Raw genomic sequence first — 18529 nt, 5'->3', positions numbered from 1 at the left:
TCCGCTTCTCACGTATTCAACCCATACGTTCCGATGCTCCTCACTGCACCGCCTCGACCTTCTTGCTTCTAATTTGCCGGCTTTCTGAACACACACTTAAATTGTCCCTGTTCAAACTCCGTGCTAAAATAATAGATAATAACAATTGGTGGTGGGATAATGGAACGAAGATACAGTACATTTACAGTGGAAGAATTACGTGCAGAGATTGCAATATTGAAAGAAAAAGTTCAGAAGGCAGAACAATTAGGTAATGTAAGTGAGTATGAAATATTGCAGCGGAAAATGCAAATGGCAGCAGCCTACTTAGTGAATCCCAAAGATTTTCATAAAGGTAAGCGTTATGAACTGGCAGGAGATCCTGGGCAGACATTTGAAATAACGTATATTAATGGTGTGTTTGCATGGGGGCATCGAATTAACCTGCTTGGTCAAAAATTTGAAAAAGAGGAAGCTGTGCCATTATCAATTTTAGGAGAAATCCAATAGGCTGGTGAGAAGAATGCAAGACGCGATTGAAAGTTTGGCTAAAGAACTAAAAGAAATGAACGACGACTTATCCTTAATTGAAGCCAGAAGCTGGGTTGAATTATTGTGGGAAGATTTCGAAGCAACCCGAGCAAAAGCAGGCAGAAAATATGAAGGCGCAGAAACGACACATAAGATAGTAAAACACTGGGTCCAGCAGTATGGGGCAAATATAAAAGAGTTTGCAGAAAGACATCCTAAATATAAAAAACTTATATATGGGAATGATGATAAACCAATACATTAAAAAAAGTAGAAGGAGTGGATTCCTTCTACTTTTTAAGTAGGAAGCTGATTAATAGTTTTTAATTTATTCTGTAATTTCTCTTCTGAGAAGACCCAGCCAGTATAGGAATTCATAATTCTCAGATTGTCATCAATTTGAACAACAGCAACAAACGGATAATGACCTTCATTACGATAACGGAGATCGTAAAACCTGATCTCACTGAAGTCATCATATATATTCCATTCCCAGCGGTAAATTGGGGAGAATGAAAGGAATGCAGATATATTTTTATCCGTTTTTGCAACAGAGAATATTTCATTTGCTGGAACAGGTACCTTTTCGAATTGATCATCCACTTTAATATGACCATCTTCCACTCTTCCTACATAAAAATGATCATCTGTAATAATCGCGATACGCCAAATGTTTTGTTTTGTTGTAGGTGATGTGGTCACCCTCTTAACATTTTCAAAATTTTGGTGAATATATTTTACGATTTCCCGCTTGTCGAGATATCTCTTAATATAATACAATAGAATGATGAAATAAATTATCGGCCAGGTGAAGCCCGGGTTTGCCCCAAGCATCCAGGCAATTATGCCAATAATATGGATGCTGAATATATAAGGGTCGAAAGTGCTTATAAATCCATATGCTACCCATTTTCTGGTGAAAGGTCGGTATGCTTGTGTACCATATGCATTAAAAATATCTACAAACACGTGGAAAATAACAGCTAAAAATGTCCATAGCCAGAGATGAAGAAAGTTGACTTCTGGAACAAATAAATAAATAACAGAGGAAATGGCAATTCCCCAAAACGCCACTGCTGGCAAAGAATGCGTAATTCCACGATGATTTCGTAAATAAGCAGCATTGTTGCGCAACTTTAGCACAGTATCAAAATCTGGAGCATGAGAGCCAACGATTGCGCCGACCATCACTGCTGTGAAAAGGGTTGGATCTTGTTGCACCACAGGATCCAGTGTAGCAAAACCGCCAATAGCAATGCCCATCGTAATATGTGTTGCTGTATCCATTTAGCTGCCCCCTTTATTTGGTTTGTTAACTGTCCACAGTGCGGGAAGCGTATTTATGCCCTTATAAGCCAAGTTTTTTCATAAATTAACAACATCATTGTATCACGAAGGATGAGCAATTGTGAAAAGAAACCAATCTAATGTAGTATCTGTCCCTATTAATATACCCCAATTTCGCCATGACTTAATCACATGGTTTGAGAAAGAACAAAGAGAACTGCCATGGCGTGAGAACCAGGATCCCTATCGTGTCTGGGTTTCTGAGATCATGTTGCAGCAAACGAAAGTGGAAACAGTTATTCCTTATTTTCATCGCTTTATTCAGTCTTTTCCAACATTAGAAGCTCTTGCATCAGCTGACGAACAGGAGGTACTGAAAGCCTGGGAGGGTTTGGGTTATTATTCCCGTGTCAGAAACCTTCAAACAGCGGTAAAAGAAGTTGTGGCCGACTATGAAGCGAAAGTTCCCCAGGATGCCGAACAATTTGGAAAGTTGAAAGGTGTTGGGCCATACACAAAAGGAGCTGTGTTGAGCATTGCCTACGGACAGCCAGAGCCTGCAGTTGATGGGAATGTCATGCGTGTCCTGTCAAGAATATTATTAATTGAAGAAGATATAGCAAAAGTAAAAACAAGGAAGATATTCGAAGAAGCTGTCAGACAATTAATTTCCCATGATAACCCATCAGCATTCAATCAAGGCTTAATGGAGCTTGGTGCCCTTATTTGTACTCCAAGAAATCCAAGTTGTTTATTATGTCCCGTTCAGGAACATTGCATTGCTTATGACAAGGGGATAGAACAAACGCTGCCGATTAAAACTAAAAAAACGAAACAGCAGATGAAGGCATACCATGTCCTTGTTTTAGAAGTGAATGACAATGAGTATTTATTAGAACAGCGGCCAAATGAAGGCTTGCTTGCGCAAATGTGGCAATTCCCTATGGTGGAAATAACAGAAGTCAGTGAAAATCTCTTATTGCCATATATTAATGAAAAATATCAGACAACTGGCCATTCCATTGAAAAACTGCAGCCAGTGAGACATGTGTTCTCTCATATTACGTGGGAACTGAATGTAGTGAAAATCAAATGTGATCAACTACATGATATAAAGCAGCATCAAAAGACATTATCGCTAGAGGAAATCAGTGAGTATCCGTTACCTGTTTCACATCAAAAGGTTTATCGTCAGCTGCTTGAATAGTCTATGCTAAAACAGATTAACTTTTCCTGATTATACTCAACTCTAACGAAAATTTAATAAAAAATTTACCCGAAAAATAATCGAATAAAAAGAAGTCAGCTGGGTAAATTAACTTTCGTGGAGGTGATTATGATGGCTAAAAGACAAAATCCAGCAAACGCGAGCAAAACAAACGCTCAAGAAGTAAGACGTCAAAATCAAGCAGCAGCACAAGGTCAAAGCAAATTTGGCACTGAGTTTGCCAGCGAAACAGATGTACAAGAAGTGAGAGCACAAAATCAACAGTCTGAAAACAAAAAAAAATAAATGATGTTTTAAAGAGAACCGGTCCATTTCAATTGAGATGGACCGGTTTTTTCATTCTTTACTATACTTAACTGTGTATTCGTTTGTTTTTTTGTCAGCTGAGTACAGGTATTCGCTTTTTTATTTTTTTATCGTTATAATAGTTAGTACTAAATAAATTGTGAAGGGGAGAAGATACGAATGGATGGCCTAGAGCCAGGCAACAAAATTCAAATCCAAAGCTATAAACACAATGGTCAGCTCCATCGTGTCTGGGATACAACGACAGTGTTGAAAGGAACCAATAATCGTGTAATTGGGGCGAATGATAAAACATTAGTAACAGAAAGTGATGGCAGAACATGGATCACAAGAGAGCCTGCGATCTGTTTCTTTCACGTGAAATACTGGTTTAATATCATTGGTATGCTGCGTGATGATGGGATTTATTATTATTGTAATATAAGCTCACCATTTGTATTTGAGGATGGCGCTGTTAAATATATTGATTATGATTTAGATGTGAAAGTATTTCCAGATATGACATTTACTTTATTAGATGAAGATGAATATGAATTGCATAAAATACAAATGAACTATCCAAAAGTATTAGACAAAATTCTTACAAACAATTTGCAGCACTTGCTTCATTGGATCAGACAGAGAAAAGGTCCATTCTCACCTGAGTTCGTTGATCAATGGTATGAATTATATTTGACTTACCGATCATAAAGGGAGACTAAGGGGTGGTCCCTAATGATCATTAGCGGAACTTTTATCAGGCTGCTTAGCGCTGTGATAAAAGGACGTTTAGGAAAGAGGTGACACCAAGGTTGAACAGTATAAAACGCTATTTACAATTTGTTTATCCGTATAAATGGAAAATCATTATAACCATATTAATAGGGATCATTAAATTTGGGATTCCTTTATTAATTCCTTTAATTGTTAAGCATGTTATCGATAATATTATTGGATCAGATGTCATGTCAACATCTGATAAATTATCGGAGTTATTCTGGTTAATGGGAATTGCAGCAATAGTATTCGTAGTAGTGAGGCCGCCAGTTGAATATTATCGTCAATATTTAGCACAGTGGACAGGTAATAAAGTATTATATGATATTCGCGAGAAATTATTTGATCATATCCAGCGGTTAAGTTTGCAGTTTTATTCCAAAACAAAGACAGGAGAAATAATTTCACGAGTTATTCATGATGTGGAGCAAACGAAAAACTTCATTATGACAGGTTTAATGAATATCTGGTTAGATATGGTTACAATCCTTATTGCGATTGGTATTATGCTGTCGATGGATGTCTGGTTAACAATTGTTGCGATTGCTTTATTTCCTCTATACGGAATATCGGTAAAAATATTCTATGGCAAGCTGCGAAGACTGACTAAGAACAGATCACAAGCTTTGGCACAAGTACAAGGACACCTGCATGAGCGGGTGCAGGGTATTCCTGTAACCAGAAGTTTCGCATTGGAAGATTATGAACAGGAACAATTTGATAAACAAAATCAAAATTTCCTCGATCGTGCCATTGACCATACAGATTGGAATGCGAAAACCTTTTCTGTTATGAATACTATTACAGATGTAGCTCCATTGCTGGTAATTGGATTTGCCGGTTATTTTGCGATAACTTCAGGTCTCTCTGTCGGAACGATTGCTGCATTTCTTGGATATATGGATCTGGTATATAATCCACTGCGAAGATTGATCAGCTCGTCAACAGTATTAGTTCAATCTATCGCATCAATGGACCGTGTGTTTGAATTTATTGATGAAAAATATGATATAAAAGATAAGCCAGATGCCAAAGATTTGCAGAAAGTGGATGGATACATTGAATTTGATCATGTTTCTTTTCGTTATGACAGTGAGGAAGAGATGGTTCTGCAGGACATCTCATTAAATGTGAAACAGGGAGAAACTGTTGCATTAGTAGGGATGAGCGGTGGGGGAAAATCCACCATCATCAGTTTAATTCCACGGTTTTATGATGTGACAGATGGCCGCATATTAATTGACGGTCACGATATTCGAGATGTAAAAGCACGATCATTAAGAGACAAGATTGGTATGGTATTACAGGATAATTTATTATTCAGTGAATCAATCGCTGCCAATATCCGGATGGGGAATCCTCTGGCAACAGATGAAGAAGTGATAGAGGCGGCAAAGGCTGCGAATGCCCATGGCTTTATTTCAGATTTAGCCAATGGTTATGAAACACTTGTCGGTGAACGTGGGGTAAAATTATCCGGTGGGCAAAAACAGCGTATAGCCATAGCCCGTGTATTCTTAAAAAACCCGCCATTACTAATTTTAGATGAAGCAACCTCTGCACTTGATTTGGAAAGTGAAAGTCTAATTCAAGATGCATTAGAAAAATTAGCCTCAGATCGTACAACATTTATTGTAGCACACAGGCTTTCAACCATTACCCATGCTGACCGGATTGTTTTAGTCGAGAAAGGTCTGATCGTGGAAGAAGGCACACATCAGGAGTTAATGCAAAAACGAGGAAGCTATTATAATTTATATCAAATACAAGCATTAGAAGAAGAATAGCCCTTTATGGCACTATTCTTCTTCTTCTTTTTTTGAAATTAAGGTTAATGTTCTCATGGAATTTTTGATAACTGTAGAGCAGCTTTTGCAAATGGAGAATTTCTTTGTGATATTCCAACAGCCTTGATGCAAGAGGTAAGAGGCTCAAACGCTCTGTTTCATTTTTTTCATAAACCTTGATTAGTGTATCAACCAAGTGCGGGATTCTTGGAGTGGTTATATCCTCCACTGATTTTGTCTGGTTTTTTTTAATTTTCCCCATTGCACTTAATAATAATCGTTCATGTGAGTAAATGATCTTATCAAGTTCATCAAAAAGCACTTGCTGGAATTCTTTAGGGATTGTATCGATCTTATCATCATATTGGTAAAATGCCCGCAGTGTCTCGAGAGATTTCTTGGATGTAACAATCATTTGTCTGAATATTACCAGTTTGCGCATTTTCGGAACTCTTGATTTTCTCCGGTAAATTCGCTCTTCACTATACAAAGAGTATGTATTATCAATGTAGGTAATCTCTTTGTCTAACCGGTCAATTTCTCCTTTTAATGCAGGATCATCTGATAAATGTCTTGTAGAGATTCTTAGCCATTGCAATATATCTGCCGTCATTTGATCGATTTGCTTGAATAAGCGCAATTCATATTTTGGCGGGAAAAACAGCATATTAACAAAAAAGGCAGTAACAATACCAAGTGTTAATGAAAACAATCGTAATCCTGCAAAGTTAAATAACATCATTTCAGTTGATTCCATTACAGCAAGTACTGCAATGATTGCAAGGGATATCGTATTTTCATTCATTTTCAAATACATACAAACCCCGATAACAATAATGGTTGTTATCCCGATAATAATTGGATCATTTCCTAATGTGAAAACTACAACTGCAGCAAAGATAACACCAAGAATATTCGCATAAATCTGTTCAAACATTGTTTGGAACGAGCGGAAAATGTTTGGCTGAATGGCAAAAGCTGCGGCAATTCCTGTATAAGTAGCGGATGGCAGACCAATGAGAGTTGCAATATATAATGCAACAGAAACAGCAATTCCTGTTTTCAACATTCTTGCCCCGAGTTTCATGAAATCACCACCTGTTTTTGTTGTAATCAGTATACCATGTAATGGATATAACCCGAAATAATCCAGACATAACGGTTATCCTGTGAATATTTCTATGCCATTTTTTTGTTAGTATTAATAATTCTTTTAAGCAAACAATAGGGAACAGGAACAAAATTGTATGTAGATGAAGGAGAAGCGTAATGAAAGGCAAAAAGTTGGCTTTATATGCACTTGCCTCCATTCCATTAGTGATGACATTGGGAAACTCTATGTTAATCCCAATATTGCCGATAATGGAGGAGGAAATAGGAATCACTTCCTTTCAATCGAGTCTGATTATTACAATATATTCGATTGTTGCTATTATACTTATACCAATTGCAGGATATTTGTCAGATAAGATTGGTCGAAAAAAAGTTATCATACCGAGTCTGATTATTACTGCTGTTGGAGGAATTCTTTCTGCATTTGCAGCATGGAAAATGGAAGACCCTTATTTTATGATAATGATTGGGCGTTTTCTGCAAGGGATTGGAGCAGCTGGCGCTTTTCCTGTTGTTTTACCAACTGTTGGTGATATGTTTGAGGATGAGGAAGATGTCAGTGCAGGACTTGGGCTTATCGAGACATCGAATACATTCGGGAAAGTGTTAAGTCCCATTATTGGTGCATTACTTGCTGTGATTATATGGTTTTTGCCTTTTGTATTCATCCCGATTTTCTGCGCTATCTCTATACTGCTTGTGTTGTTTTTGGTTAAACCGCCTAAGGAAAAAAATGAAGAAAAGAAAACGTTCCGGATGTTTCTTCATGGTGTGAAACAGGCTTTTGCTGATAATGGTAAATGGCTCATCACCATTTTTATCATCGGTTGTTTGAATATGTTCATATTATTCGGGTTTCTTTTTCACTTTTCTACAGTTCTTGAAGATAAATTTGACATGAAAGGCGCCTGGAAAGGATTGATACTAGCTATCCCGCTTTTATTATTGTGTATCGCATCCTTTGCCGCCGGAAAAAAAATCGGAAAGAATAAAGTAGCAATGAAGTGGACCATTTTTGCAGGAAATTTGATTGCGGCAGTTGGGCTGTTTTTCGTAAAAGAAGATTCTTCTATGGTTATACTCACCGTTTTCCTGTCGATTGCCGGATTGGGAATAGGATTATCATTGCCAGCATTGGATGCGCTGATCACAGAAGGATTGAAAAAAGAAGTGCGTGGAACGATTACATCACTCTACAGCAGTATGAGATTCCTCGGAGTAGCAGCAGGACCACCAATTGTTGCGATTATGATGGATAAGTCTAGTGGTATATTGTACTGGCTCCTTGCAGGATTAAGTATAATTGCTTTTCTGATTGCACTATTCCTGATAAAACCTAAGCAAGATGAAAAGCCAGAATCAATTACTTCATAAAAAAAAGAGGACCGATTTGGTCCTCTTTTTCTAACACATAAATTGTTCCCTGTAATATCAGTATAAGAAAAAATACTTGGCACTATTCTTAATCAGCCATCTGCTCAAATGCTTGATCCACACATTCAATTGTTTTCTTAATATCTTCCTCTGTATGAGCAATTGTTAAAAACCATGCTTCATATTTGGATGGAGCCAAGTTAATTCCCTGCTTCAACATGAGCTTGAAAAACTGACCGAATTTCTCACTATTTGTAGCTTCAGCCTGAGCATAATTTGTCACTTTTTCATTACCAAAGAAAACAGTGAACGCACCTTTTAATCGGTTAATCGTTATCTGAATTCCATGTTTTTCGGCAGCTTTTAAAATTCCGTCTTCAAGCAATGCCCCGAGTTTATCCAGTTTCTCGTACGTTCCTTGTTCACTTAATACTTCCAGACAAGCAATCCCTGATGACATGGAGGCTGGGTTTCCAGCCATTGTTCCTGCCTGGTATGCCGGTCCAAGTGGTGCTACTTGTTCCATAATTTCTTTCTTTCCACCATAGGCACCAATCGGGAGACCACCGCCAATAATTTTACCAAGTGCTGTCATATCAGGTTCGACTCCAACGATTTGCTGGGCAGAGCCATAAGTAAATCTGAAGGCAGTAATTACCTCATCGAAAATCAGTAAGGACCCATTTTCATGGGTAAGTTCTTTCACTTGCTCAAGAAATCCAGGTGCTGGTTCCACAATACCGAAGTTACCGACGATTGGTTCAATTAGTACTGCCGCTATCTGGTCGCCCCAATGTTGAAGTGCTTCTTTTAACGCATCAATGTCATTAAAAGGAACGGTAACTACCTCTTTCGCAGTTGCCTGTGTTACCCCGGCTGAATCTGGATTCCCTAATGTAGAGGGGCCTGATCCCGCCTGGACAAGTACTGCATCAAAGTGGCCGTGGTAGCAACCTGCAAACTTTATGATTTTTTCCCTCTTCGTATAAGCACGTGCGACACGAATTGTTGTCATCACAGCCTCTGTACCGGAATTAACAAAGCGGACTTTATCCATTGAAGGGATTGCCTCTTTTAACTTTTGGGCAAAGATATTCTCCAGCTTTGTCGGAGTCCCGTATAATACCCCATTCTCTGCTGCTTCTTTGATTGCTTTGGTGATATGTGGGTGGGCATGTCCTGTAATAATCGGACCATATGCACCTAAATAGTCTATATACTTATTGCCATCAACATCCCAAAAATATGCTCCTTCGGCTTTCTCCATATATACAGGCGTACCCCCGCCAACACCTTTAAATGCACGAGAAGGGGAGTTGACTCCGCCAACGATATGTTCTTGTGCTTCTTTATGTAAAGCTTCTGATTGATTAAATTGCATAAAAAAACCTCCATAATAGAAAATGCATCTTTCATTATAGCATTAACTATTACAGAGGAAAAAACAATCGTACTTACATCACTTTTTTTAGCTTAGCAATATAGAGACTTCTTATAAAGAAAAAGTAAATCGAGTAAATAACCAAATATCCGCTGATTAAAGTAATACTTGGTAAAATAATTGATGAAGCCAGCATATTTTGCAAAGCACGAAAGGCAAAGCTTGCGTGAAGGACAGCTAAACCAAACGGAATAAAGAATAAGAAAGCAATTTGCTTAGTTGCGATCTGCTTCATTTCCTTCAGTGTCAGCCCGATTCGGTATAAGGATTTGTATTGCTCAATATCCTTGTCTAAACCCTGATACATTTTGAAGTAAAGGATCGAACCTGCTGCCAGGAAAAATAGAACACTAATAAATAATCCGAAAAAAAGTGTATAGGAGAGAGTTGTCTTCAGTGCCAGATAAAAGTCTGCTTTCGAATCGGTACTTAATATGATGTTATCATCTATTTCATCTGTTATTTCTTTTACCAGTTCGGTATGCTGTGGCCAATTACTGATCGAAAAGGCAGAATAGCGGTATAATTCATGCTTATCTGCGGCATTAGTGAATTGCTGATAAATGGTGTCTGCAACAATGATTGTATATCTTGTCCTTACATTCGTATTCATTACGGCTTCTATTGGAACTGGCTGTAATGTTTCTTCATGATCTCCTGTACGAATAGTTAAAGTTTCTGGTATAGCTCGCTCAATATTTGTCAATAGATAAGGTAATAGAACAAATGCCTGATTATCATTCTGCAATGGATGAATAGAAGAATGATTTAATCTGGCAAATTCGGCATAATCAGAATATGCCCATAGATCCACTGATTCTTCTTCCTCTGAATCGACAATATCAGCTTTTATCCCTGTAGTATCAATCACCGAAAAATCTACATTCTCTTTCTCCAGAGAAGTAATTATATTAGATATCTCCTGATCCATTCCAGTTATATTTCCTTCTCCATCCGTTAATAGAGACAGGTCATGAGGAATATAAGCATTCGCTTCGTTTTGGGCACTTTCATATGCACCATACAGAACGCCTGAAGCTGTAAAGGATACGGCACTTAAGATCGTTACAAAGAAAAGTAATCTGGCATTATCTTTTAATTTATAATGAAGTTCAGAAATTGTCAGCAGATTTGTTTTATGAAAATAAAGCTTTTTTCTATTTTTTATGATAGAAATCAGCGCAATAGAAAATTGGGTGTATAATAAATATGTCCCCGGAATGATTAATAATAAAATGATAAACATCCGGTTGAAAATAGTTATCAAATCTGCAGTTGCAGCTAAATAATATGCTGAAAGAACTAGTCCTGCTCCTATGATGCTCAAAACCCACGAAAATCTCGGGACTTGTTTAGGAGCTTTTGCACCACGAAACAAATCAATGATCGAATTTGTTCTTAAGATCCAGACAACAAGCAAAGAATTCAGTTCAAACATAATAAAATAACTTACAACAGTAAGCAGTACAGCTTTAGGAGCAATATAAAAGCCTAATGTTCCTTCAATCCCAAGAATCTGGGAGAAAACCATGATAAAGATGTTGGAAAATAAAATTCCTACAAGTACTCCTGCGGCAATCGAAATAACTCCAATGATGGTGTTCTCCAAAATAAGAAGCCAGTTGAGCTGTCGTTTGCTGATACCTAAAGTCATTAACAAACCATATTCCTTTTTCCGTGACCTGATAAATGCCCCTGTCGAATAAAGGACAAATAAGAAAGAAAAGGCAAAAATAATCATCTCCACAGCCATAATCCCGCGCTGGACGTTTGCCCGGAATTCATGTCCATCAATCTCATGATGATACATGATAACGGCATAGATGAAGAAAACCGCGACAGAAAACATACAGCTGAAGAAATAGCTCATATATTGCCTTGCATTTCGTTTTACATTATTAAAGGCGAACTGTCTGAAGGTCATCTGTGTCTCCTCCCAGCATTGACTGTACATTTAATATCTCCTGGAAAAATGCCTGGCGGCTGTCCCCTTTGTCCAGCTGGTTAAATAATTTCCCGTCTTTAATAAAAACAATCCGCTCACAGAAACTTGCAGCAAATGGATCGTGTGTTACCATTAGCGTTGTCGCTTCTTTTTCTTTATTTAAATGACTCAATGCTTCCATTACCTGCTTCGATGCTTTGGAATCCAAATTTCCTGTTGGTTCGTCAGCGAAAATGATCGAAGGATCATGAATTATTGCCCGGGCAATAGCGGCACGCTGCATTTGTCCACCAGAAACTTCAAAACTTCGCCTTCTTAAGATTGTGTCTATTTCCAATTGCTTCGATACTTTTGCTAATCGCTGTTCCATATCTTTTACCTTCCATCCGTCTAATGTGAGAGGCAGCATAATGTTCTCGGCAATTGTTAAGGTATCTAATAAATTAAAGTCCTGAAAGATAAAACCTAATTGCTTACGGCGGAACTTCGCCAGCTTTTCTTTTGATAATTTGGCTATATCCTGATTATTTATTTCAATGGTCCCAGCAGAGATACGATCAATAGTAGAGAGGACATTTAACAATGTTGTTTTTCCACTGCCTGATGGTCCCATTACTCCGACAAATTCGCCTTTAGTAACCGAGAGCGAAATATTATCAATTGCTTTATGTTCAATTCCGCGTCTGGTTCCGTAGACTTTGGATACATTTTTTGCTTCCAGAATAGTCATCAGTTTTTTCTTCCTTTCTGTTATGAAGCTTCTCATCTTATTATAATGGCTTAGTACAGCATAACCTATTGTTTATTCTTTCAAAATAAAAAGGAAACCTTACAATTATGTAAGATTTCTCTGGCTAACCTGTTTCGAACGTTATCATTACACTTGTTCCTTTGTTTACTTTTGAATGGACACTGATTTTGTGGTTTAGGGCTTCGCAAATCTCCTTGGATAAATATAGTCCCATTCCTGTTGATTCCTGATAATGACGTCCGTTATGTCCTGTGAAAAATGGATCAAATATCCGTTTTATATCTTGTGGGGGAATTCCAATACCTTCATCTTTTATTTGCAATTGATAGACACCGCTCGTGTTTTTGACAGTATAGAGTATCTGTGTTTTTGTTCCGCTGGCATACTTAATCGAATTGCTGGTAATCTGCTCCAAAACAAACCGTAACCACTTAGGATCAGAATAGATGGTTACAGAATCATCTATTTCTACTTTTGGATAGACATGATTCCTGATAAAACTTGATTTGTGATCTTGGATAACGGAACGGACAAGTTCCCTGAAGCGGATTTTTTCCACATAGAAGTCTCTTTCAAATTGCTGCAGCCTTGCCTGATATAATGCAAGTTGAAGTCCGTGCTTCATTCTGTCTAATTCTTCCTCTAAATCACTTTTTGTTGCGTGTGGCATTGAATGGGCTTCTTTTTCCAATATCAGCTGCATGACAGATAGTGGTGTTTTCATCTGATGGACCCACTGTTGCATAAACATGCTTTCCTGTTTTTTTTCGCCATACAGTTTTTCCAGCTCTTGTTTATAAGCATCATATTGTTTTTCGTAATGTTGTTTAATTTGGCTTGTTAGCTGGTTGGGCGGATCAGGCAGCCAGGCTGTTTCTGTCGTATCATGGGATGTAAACCGGTACATATCCCGAAATTTCAGATAGCGTATAATGTGATAAATAAGCAGGAAAAAAGAAACAATAACCACCATATAAAATAAATTGCCATTACTGATCGTAAAACCATTTATTCTGCTTGCCAATTGTGCGATAAGCATAACAAGCGCAATTTGAGAATAGAAAAAAACGATCGAAGCTAATTGATCTTTTAAATATGCCATCATCCTAGTTCACCCATGCTTTTTCTAATTTATAACCAGCGCCGCGTATTGTCGTAATTGCATCTGTGATATGAAGATCTGCAAGTTTTTTTCTCAGTCTGGTCATATTAACACTAAGAGTATTATCATCTACAAAATCCTGATCATCCCATAATTTTTCTAATAAAAATTCTCTGGAAACAATTTGTTCTACTTGTGAAAGCAGAGCTTGTGCAAGTAAACATTCTTTCTTTGTCAGCAGAATATTCTTGTCATGGTAAGATAGATAGAAAGTAGATGTATCGAGATGCAATCCTTCTACTTCGATAACCGCAGATTGTCTGTCTGAGCGGTATTCACCATATACGCGTCTTAGGATACTCTTAATTTTGGCTAAAACTACTTCCAGTTGAAATGGTTTGGTAATATAATCATCAGCCCCATTTTCGATTGCCATTACCTGATCCATCCCGCTGTCACGTGCAGATATAAAAATGATTGGGCAATTACTAATAGTCCGGATTTTACGGCACCAGTAGAATCCATCGAACCTGGGCAGATTGATGTCTAATAGAACGAGATGTGGCTCAAACTGCTGAAATTCTGTTTGGATTTCATTAAAATCTTTTACTGTTTCTATCTCATAATTATATTTCATTAAGTAATCTTCCAATATATCTCGAATTTTCTGATCATCTTCTACAATATAAATCCGCATCAATTGTCATCACCTCTACTTATCTATCGTAAACTAAAGATAGGAAAAAATAAACAGGAAAAGGGGTGGCGACTTGCTGATTGCCATTATCTCCATTTTACTAATTATCTTTTTGCTAATCGGCAGTTTAAATGCATTTCTCTTTGGAAAAGTACATAAAAGAAGCTATTTTTCCTATGAAATTTTTTATACATTGCTTGTTGTCTATTTTACTGTTCTCACATCATTTGCCTGTTTATATTTTGTTTTGTCTTTTCAAGGTGTGATTTTGTTAGATGATGGGAAACTGCATCGATTGCCACCATTCGAGACATTGGCTCACTCTTTTTATTTCAGTGGTGTCACCTTAATGACAGTAGGGTATGGGGATATTACACCAATTGGCTGGGGCAGACTGCTTGCATTAATTGAATCACTCATTGGGTACATTCTGCCGACAGCCTTTTTTCTAAAAGTATTTCAAGGGAAGAACGGGGAACGTCTCAGTCGGTAATAGTTGAGACTTTCTATTATTTCAAGTAACCTAAGAGGAGAACTTTTAATAATGGAGGGATTATGTATGACAGTAGAAACAGGTCAAAAAGTAACAGACTTTTCATTAACAAATAATAAAGGGGAAACAGTGAAGCTTTCCGATTATAAGGGGAAAAATGTGGTCCTTTATTTCTATCCGAAAGATGATACACCAGGCTGTACGACAGAAGCTTGTGATTTCCGTGATAATTATGAAAGCTTTCAGGATGTTAATGCTGTAATCCTTGGTGTAAGTCCTGATTCTGAGGAAAGCCATAAAAAGTTTATCGACAAACATGATTTACCGTTTGAATTACTGGTCGATGAAGAGAAGGAAGTGGCAGAGCAATTCGGTGTCTGGCAATTAAAGAAGAAATTCGGCAAAGAGTATATGGGTATTGTTCGCTCAACTTTCATTATTGATGCGGAAGGTGTTCTGCAGAAAGAGTATCGAGACGTCCAAGTAAAGGGACATGTTGATAATGCCCTGCAATATATTCGTGAAGAATTAAATAACTAGAAAACGACAATAGTGCAGGCATTAAGTTGCTTGCACTTTCTTCTTATTAAGGAGGGTAACAAATTATGCGTATCTATACCAAAACAGGTGATAGCGGAGAAACTTCCCTGATATATGGCAAGAGAGTAGCGAAAAATGACTTGCGTGTTGAAGCATATGGAACATGTGATGAGGTTAATTCGATCATTGGTCTGGCAGTCAGTCATCTGGCAGAAGTTGATGAATGGGAAGAGAGACAGAAGATGCAGACAAGTCTTCATCATGTTCAGACAGTGTTGTTTCATATCGGTTCAGAATTAGCCACACCGAAAGAGAAAGAAGTAATGTGGAGGATTGAAGAAAAGCATATAAAGAAATTAGAAGAAGAAATTGATTACTGGCAGGAGCAATTACCTGAATTGAAGAATTTTATCCTGCCATCTGGTCATGTTGCTGCTTCTGCCTTACATCACGCGAGAACTGTTACCAGGAGAGCGGAAAGGCTGATAGTCGGCCTAAAGGATGAATTACATACGCCAATGGTTCTGCAATATATGAACCGGTTGTCTGATTATTTATTTGTTGCTGCAAGATATGTGAACAACCAATTACAGATAGAAGAGCATATATTAATTCCGGATATATAGAATAAAAAACTGCTTTTGCCTATATACTTTTATTGACAGGACAAGCTAATAAAGAGTACACTAATTATAAGAATTATAAAGTAATAATTGTGTTAATACTGTTTGTATTGTAAACTAATAACAGAAGAACAATTAATTTTTCAATTTTGTAGGAGAAAGTGAGGTGCATGACGGTGTCTGAACATATGTTACAGGAAGCTGTTGAAAGACTGAAGTCATCTGGAGTTCGAATTACACCACAGCGTCATGCGGTGTTGGAGTTCTTATTAAATTCAGAAACTCACCCTACTGCTGATGATATTTATAAAGCTCTGGAAGGTAAATTCCCTAATATGAGTGTTGCTACTGTATATAATAACTTGCGTGTATTCCGTGAAATCGGGCTGGTAAGAGAGCTTACTTATGGTGACTCTTCTAGTCGGTTTGACTGTAATACTTCTAAGCATTACCACATTATTTGTGAGAGCTGTGGCAAAATTGTTGACTTCCATTATCCAAGCCTGGATGAAGTGGAATCATTAGCAGAGCAAATTACAGGGTTCGATGTAACTCATCACAGACTGGAAGTTTATGGTGTGTGTCAAGAGTGTAAAAAAGAAAAACAGCAAATTATATAAAAGCAATGGTATCGCACACGGCTTGTTGTCGTGTGTTTTTGTTTTTTAGAAACAACAGCGGCTGCTAATCAAATAGAAAAGCCGCTATCTGGAGTTAGCGGCTTTTGCGTTCTTTTTTCTTTGAATTATAGCTTTCGTCAAATTCTTTTCCTTCCAGATCTCTGTCTAATGTTAATGGCTGCTTACAATGCATACATGCATCAACACGCCCTAACATTTTCGTTGGTTTGTTACATGTAGGACAGATTATTTGGACAGCCCTGGTAGATAAGAGTCCAATCCAGAAATAGACAACCGTACTAAATACAATTGCCAGTGTTCCTAATATAATAAATATCAGCATTACCCATTCTGCTTTTCTGAATAATATGCCAACATACATAATGCCAAAACCTATAAATATTAATGCTAATGCAAAGGAGCGAATTCGATTTATCTTGTTTTTATATGTTATTTCAGCCATTGCTTTTCCTCCGTAGTCATTGCTATGTACATATAGTAGTATAGCATATACACAATGGAAATGGATACCTTTCTATTATTAGTAATTTTTTTGTAAATGAATGGGTAAATGGATGGAAATTGCGAAATTTTGTGTTTTTTGAAAAGGAATCATCTGTTATCTATCGAATTGTAGATACTATGAAAAATAAGGGGGAATTCTCTTGGAGGATATTTTAAGACCAATATATCAAGAACGTGCAAGCAATCCAGATACACTTGGTATTCTTATAATGGAGAAAAACGAAGAGATCAGTCCAGAGACAGATAATTTTGATACCATCTTACTTGTAGTTGTTTCAGAATCAGATCAGAAATGGCTTGTGAAGCATTATGAATATAATAATAAATCGGCAGCTCTGCATGTCATTCAACAGGATGTACTGGAAGACTGGATAAATACTAGCAGATACCGCCTGGCGATGGAATGGATAATAAATGGGAAGATTATTTATGACCGGAATGAGTACTTAAAAGATTTGAAGGAGACACTAAGAGTTTTTCCAAGTGATAAAAGAAAATTGAAACTGGCGATCGAATTCTCTAAATTAACGAGAAACTATAGTGAAGGAAAGAACCTGTATCAATCAGAAGATTATTTAGATTCCTACAGCAGAATGTTACGGTCCCTGCATTATTTAGGAAGGATCTCTATAATAGAAAAAGGTTATCATCCTGAAGTGATGGTATGGAAGCAAGTCAAAAGAATTGATCCGCAAATTTACAAGTTGTATGAAGAACTTATTAGAAGTAAAGAGGATTTAAAGAAGAAAGTAGAGCTAATGTTGATTGCTATCGAGTTTTCAATAAATAAGATAATTGACATCTGTTCTGAACATTTAATAGAGATTATGCAGAAGAGGGAGGAGCCATGGGGGTTTGGTGAATTAAAAGTTCATCCAGAGTTAGAAGTATATATGTATGATTTAGTTAGTGTAATGGAATTTCTAATCGTATCAGGAAAAGTTGAAGTATATTTAGAAGAAACGAAGAGTAATGTGATTTCTCATCGTAAGTATAAGGTGAAGAATTAAGGGATATATAAAAGCAACCACCTTGTTTTTTAGATAGGAGTGGTTGCTTTTCGTATTATATAGATATATTTCTTGTTATGTTGCACATTAATAATAAAACGACATACAATGTTTTGGGCGAAGGATAATGGTGCAGCAACACCTGTAGAAATAGCAGATACAATAAAATAAATTTTTATAAAAAAGTTATTGACTTATTAATTCAATGCATGGTATATTATTATACGTCGCTGAAACACGCAGCAAAAACTTAAAAAAACTTGTTAAAAAAACTTATAAAAAGTTGTTGACAAAGACGAATTAAGTTGATATAATATAAAAGCTGTCGCAAAAAAAACAGCAACAACATTGATCATTGAAAACTGAACAAAACAACCAGTATGAAAGAATATTTAAGAAACAAGCTAGCTTTTAGAAGCGA

The 18529-nt window shown here is 37.0% G+C and carries 20 protein-coding genes; 12 read left to right on the top strand and 8 right to left on the bottom strand.

What is annotated here, in order from left to right:
• Nucleotides 1-159: 159 nt before the first annotated feature.
• Nucleotides 160-489: a YfhH family protein gene (locus F9U64_RS22220; RefSeq protein WP_153407083.1), complete on the top strand. Its 330-nt coding sequence runs from the start codon at nucleotides 160-162 to the stop codon at nucleotides 487-489.
• 13 nt (nucleotides 490-502) lie between these two features.
• Nucleotides 503-775, top strand: a complete 273-nt coding sequence (locus F9U64_RS22215; protein WP_153407085.1) for a YfhJ family protein — start codon at nucleotides 503-505, stop codon at nucleotides 773-775.
• A gap of 32 nt (nucleotides 776-807) precedes the next feature.
• Here F9U64_RS22215 and F9U64_RS22210 read toward each other — a convergent pair whose 3' ends face one another.
• Nucleotides 808-1797: a metal-dependent hydrolase gene (locus F9U64_RS22210; RefSeq protein ID WP_153407082.1), complete on the bottom strand. Its 990-nt coding sequence runs from the start codon at nucleotides 1795-1797 to the stop codon at nucleotides 808-810.
• Between the two features lie 118 nt (nucleotides 1798-1915).
• Here F9U64_RS22210 and mutY point away from each other — a divergent pair, with 118 nt between their 5' ends.
• The 4 genes from mutY to F9U64_RS22190 all read left to right on the top strand — a co-directional run bounded on the left by mutY (nucleotide 1916) and on the right by F9U64_RS22190 (nucleotide 5874).
• Nucleotides 1916-3004: an A/G-specific adenine glycosylase gene (gene mutY / locus F9U64_RS22205; protein WP_153407081.1), complete on the top strand. Its 1089-nt coding sequence runs from the start codon at nucleotides 1916-1918 to the stop codon at nucleotides 3002-3004.
• Nucleotides 3005-3136: 132 nt separating this feature from the next.
• Complete coding sequence (locus tag F9U64_RS22200; protein WP_153407080.1) at nucleotides 3137-3310, top strand: gamma-type small acid-soluble spore protein; 174 nt, start codon at nucleotides 3137-3139, stop codon at nucleotides 3308-3310.
• 180 nt (nucleotides 3311-3490) lie between these two features.
• The gene (gene ntdP / locus F9U64_RS22195) at nucleotides 3491-4021 is read left to right on the top strand and encodes a nucleoside tri-diphosphate phosphatase (protein ID WP_153407079.1); all 531 of its coding nucleotides are present in this window, start codon (nucleotides 3491-3493) and stop codon (nucleotides 4019-4021) included.
• Between the two features lie 101 nt (nucleotides 4022-4122).
• Nucleotides 4123-5874: an ABC transporter ATP-binding protein gene (locus F9U64_RS22190; protein ID WP_153407078.1), complete on the top strand. Its 1752-nt coding sequence runs from the start codon at nucleotides 4123-4125 to the stop codon at nucleotides 5872-5874.
• A gap of 4 nt (nucleotides 5875-5878) precedes the next feature.
• Here F9U64_RS22190 and F9U64_RS22185 read toward each other — a convergent pair whose 3' ends face one another.
• Nucleotides 5879-6961 carry an FUSC family protein gene (locus F9U64_RS22185; protein ID WP_153407077.1) on the bottom strand — a complete coding sequence of 361 codons (1083 nt, stop codon included), beginning with the start codon at nucleotides 6959-6961 and terminating at the stop codon, nucleotides 5879-5881.
• A 182-nt stretch (nucleotides 6962-7143) separates the two neighbouring features.
• Here F9U64_RS22185 and F9U64_RS22180 point away from each other — a divergent pair, with 182 nt between their 5' ends.
• Entirely contained in the window at nucleotides 7144-8361 is a 1218-nt protein-coding gene (locus F9U64_RS22180; RefSeq protein WP_153407076.1) for a bacillibactin exporter BcbE, read from the top strand.
• A gap of 88 nt (nucleotides 8362-8449) precedes the next feature.
• On the opposite strand, the gene F9U64_RS22175 is transcribed toward F9U64_RS22180, so the two are convergent.
• From F9U64_RS22175 to F9U64_RS22155, 5 genes are all read right to left on the bottom strand, one after another.
• Nucleotides 8450-9742, bottom strand: a complete 1293-nt coding sequence (locus F9U64_RS22175; protein WP_153407075.1) for a glutamate-1-semialdehyde 2,1-aminomutase — start codon at nucleotides 9740-9742, stop codon at nucleotides 8450-8452.
• 73 nt (nucleotides 9743-9815) lie between these two features.
• On the bottom strand, nucleotides 9816-11726 hold the full coding sequence (locus tag F9U64_RS22170) for an ABC transporter permease (RefSeq protein ID WP_153407074.1): 1911 nt from the start codon (nucleotides 11724-11726) through the stop codon (nucleotides 9816-9818).
• Nucleotides 11701-12477: an ABC transporter ATP-binding protein gene (locus tag F9U64_RS22165; RefSeq protein WP_153407073.1), complete on the bottom strand. Its 777-nt coding sequence runs from the start codon at nucleotides 12475-12477 to the stop codon at nucleotides 11701-11703. Before F9U64_RS22165 ends, F9U64_RS22170 begins: the two co-directional genes overlap by 26 nt.
• Before the next feature lie 124 nt (nucleotides 12478-12601).
• Complete coding sequence (locus F9U64_RS22160) at nucleotides 12602-13603, bottom strand: sensor histidine kinase (RefSeq protein ID WP_153407072.1); 1002 nt, start codon at nucleotides 13601-13603, stop codon at nucleotides 12602-12604.
• Nucleotide 13604: 1 nt separating this feature from the next.
• Nucleotides 13605-14300, bottom strand: a complete 696-nt coding sequence (locus tag F9U64_RS22155; protein WP_153407071.1) for a response regulator transcription factor — start codon at nucleotides 14298-14300, stop codon at nucleotides 13605-13607.
• Between the two features lie 70 nt (nucleotides 14301-14370).
• Here F9U64_RS22155 and F9U64_RS22150 point away from each other — a divergent pair, with 70 nt between their 5' ends.
• The 4 genes from F9U64_RS22150 to perR all read left to right on the top strand — a co-directional run bounded on the left by F9U64_RS22150 (nucleotide 14371) and on the right by perR (nucleotide 16573).
• Nucleotides 14371-14790 (top strand): potassium channel family protein, encoded by a 420-nt coding sequence (locus F9U64_RS22150; RefSeq protein WP_228275862.1) that lies wholly within the window; start codon nucleotides 14371-14373, stop codon nucleotides 14788-14790.
• Between the two features lie 66 nt (nucleotides 14791-14856).
• Nucleotides 14857-15330, top strand: a complete 474-nt coding sequence (bcp, locus tag F9U64_RS22145; protein ID WP_153407070.1) for a thioredoxin-dependent thiol peroxidase — start codon at nucleotides 14857-14859, stop codon at nucleotides 15328-15330.
• Between the two features lie 65 nt (nucleotides 15331-15395).
• Complete coding sequence (locus F9U64_RS22140) at nucleotides 15396-15956, top strand: cob(I)yrinic acid a,c-diamide adenosyltransferase (RefSeq protein WP_153407069.1); 561 nt, start codon at nucleotides 15396-15398, stop codon at nucleotides 15954-15956.
• Between the two features lie 167 nt (nucleotides 15957-16123).
• On the top strand, nucleotides 16124-16573 hold the full coding sequence (gene perR / locus F9U64_RS22135) for a peroxide-responsive transcriptional repressor PerR (protein ID WP_153407068.1): 450 nt from the start codon (nucleotides 16124-16126) through the stop codon (nucleotides 16571-16573).
• A 94-nt stretch (nucleotides 16574-16667) separates the two neighbouring features.
• Here perR and F9U64_RS22130 read toward each other — a convergent pair whose 3' ends face one another.
• Nucleotides 16668-17036, bottom strand: coding sequence for a YgzB family protein (locus tag F9U64_RS22130; RefSeq protein WP_153407067.1), 369 nt, complete (start codon nucleotides 17034-17036; stop codon nucleotides 16668-16670).
• Nucleotides 17037-17238: 202 nt separating this feature from the next.
• Here F9U64_RS22130 and F9U64_RS22125 point away from each other — a divergent pair, with 202 nt between their 5' ends.
• Nucleotides 17239-18108, top strand: coding sequence for a nucleotidyltransferase-like protein (locus F9U64_RS22125; RefSeq protein ID WP_153407066.1), 870 nt, complete (start codon nucleotides 17239-17241; stop codon nucleotides 18106-18108).
• Nucleotides 18109-18529: the final 421 nt, after the last annotated feature.

Origin of the sequence: Gracilibacillus oryzae (assembly GCF_009498735.1) — a bacterium.
GTDB lineage: Bacteria > Bacillota > Bacilli > Bacillales > Amphibacillaceae > Gracilibacillus > Gracilibacillus oryzae.
The sequence above is the reverse complement of the archived record's forward strand: the minus strand, read 5'-3'. Positions and strand labels throughout refer to the sequence as shown.

Bases quoted from the DNA above. Each gene is read 5' to 3' on its own strand.
- F9U64_RS22185 (WP_153407077.1), bottom strand. From the start codon at position 6,961: ATGAAACTCGGGGCAAGAATGTTGAAAACAGGAATTGCTGTTTCTGTT.
- bcp (WP_153407070.1), top strand. From the start codon at position 14,857: ATGACAGTAGAAACAGGTCAAAAAGTAACAGACTTTTCATTAACAAAT.
- ntdP (WP_153407079.1), top strand. From the start codon at position 3,491: ATGGATGGCCTAGAGCCAGGCAACAAAATTCAAATCCAAAGCTATAAA.
- F9U64_RS22140 (WP_153407069.1), top strand. From the start codon at position 15,396: ATGCGTATCTATACCAAAACAGGTGATAGCGGAGAAACTTCCCTGATA.
- F9U64_RS22130 (WP_153407067.1), bottom strand. From the start codon at position 17,036: ATGGCTGAAATAACATATAAAAACAAGATAAATCGAATTCGCTCCTTT.
- F9U64_RS22165 (WP_153407073.1), bottom strand. From the start codon at position 12,477: ATGACTATTCTGGAAGCAAAAAATGTATCCAAAGTCTACGGAACCAGA.
- F9U64_RS22210 (WP_153407082.1), bottom strand. From the start codon at position 1,797: ATGGATACAGCAACACATATTACGATGGGCATTGCTATTGGCGGTTTT.
- F9U64_RS22175 (WP_153407075.1), bottom strand. From the start codon at position 9,742: ATGCAATTTAATCAATCAGAAGCTTTACATAAAGAAGCACAAGAACAT.
- F9U64_RS22180 (WP_153407076.1), top strand. From the start codon at position 7,144: ATGAAAGGCAAAAAGTTGGCTTTATATGCACTTGCCTCCATTCCATTA.
- F9U64_RS22200 (WP_153407080.1), top strand. From the start codon at position 3,137: ATGGCTAAAAGACAAAATCCAGCAAACGCGAGCAAAACAAACGCTCAA.
- perR (WP_153407068.1), top strand. From the start codon at position 16,124: ATGACGGTGTCTGAACATATGTTACAGGAAGCTGTTGAAAGACTGAAG.
- F9U64_RS22160 (WP_153407072.1), bottom strand. From the start codon at position 13,603: ATGATGGCATATTTAAAAGATCAATTAGCTTCGATCGTTTTTTTCTAT.
- F9U64_RS22220 (WP_153407083.1), top strand. From the start codon at position 160: ATGGAACGAAGATACAGTACATTTACAGTGGAAGAATTACGTGCAGAG.
- F9U64_RS22215 (WP_153407085.1), top strand. From the start codon at position 503: ATGCAAGACGCGATTGAAAGTTTGGCTAAAGAACTAAAAGAAATGAAC.
- F9U64_RS22170 (WP_153407074.1), bottom strand. From the start codon at position 11,726: ATGACCTTCAGACAGTTCGCCTTTAATAATGTAAAACGAAATGCAAGG.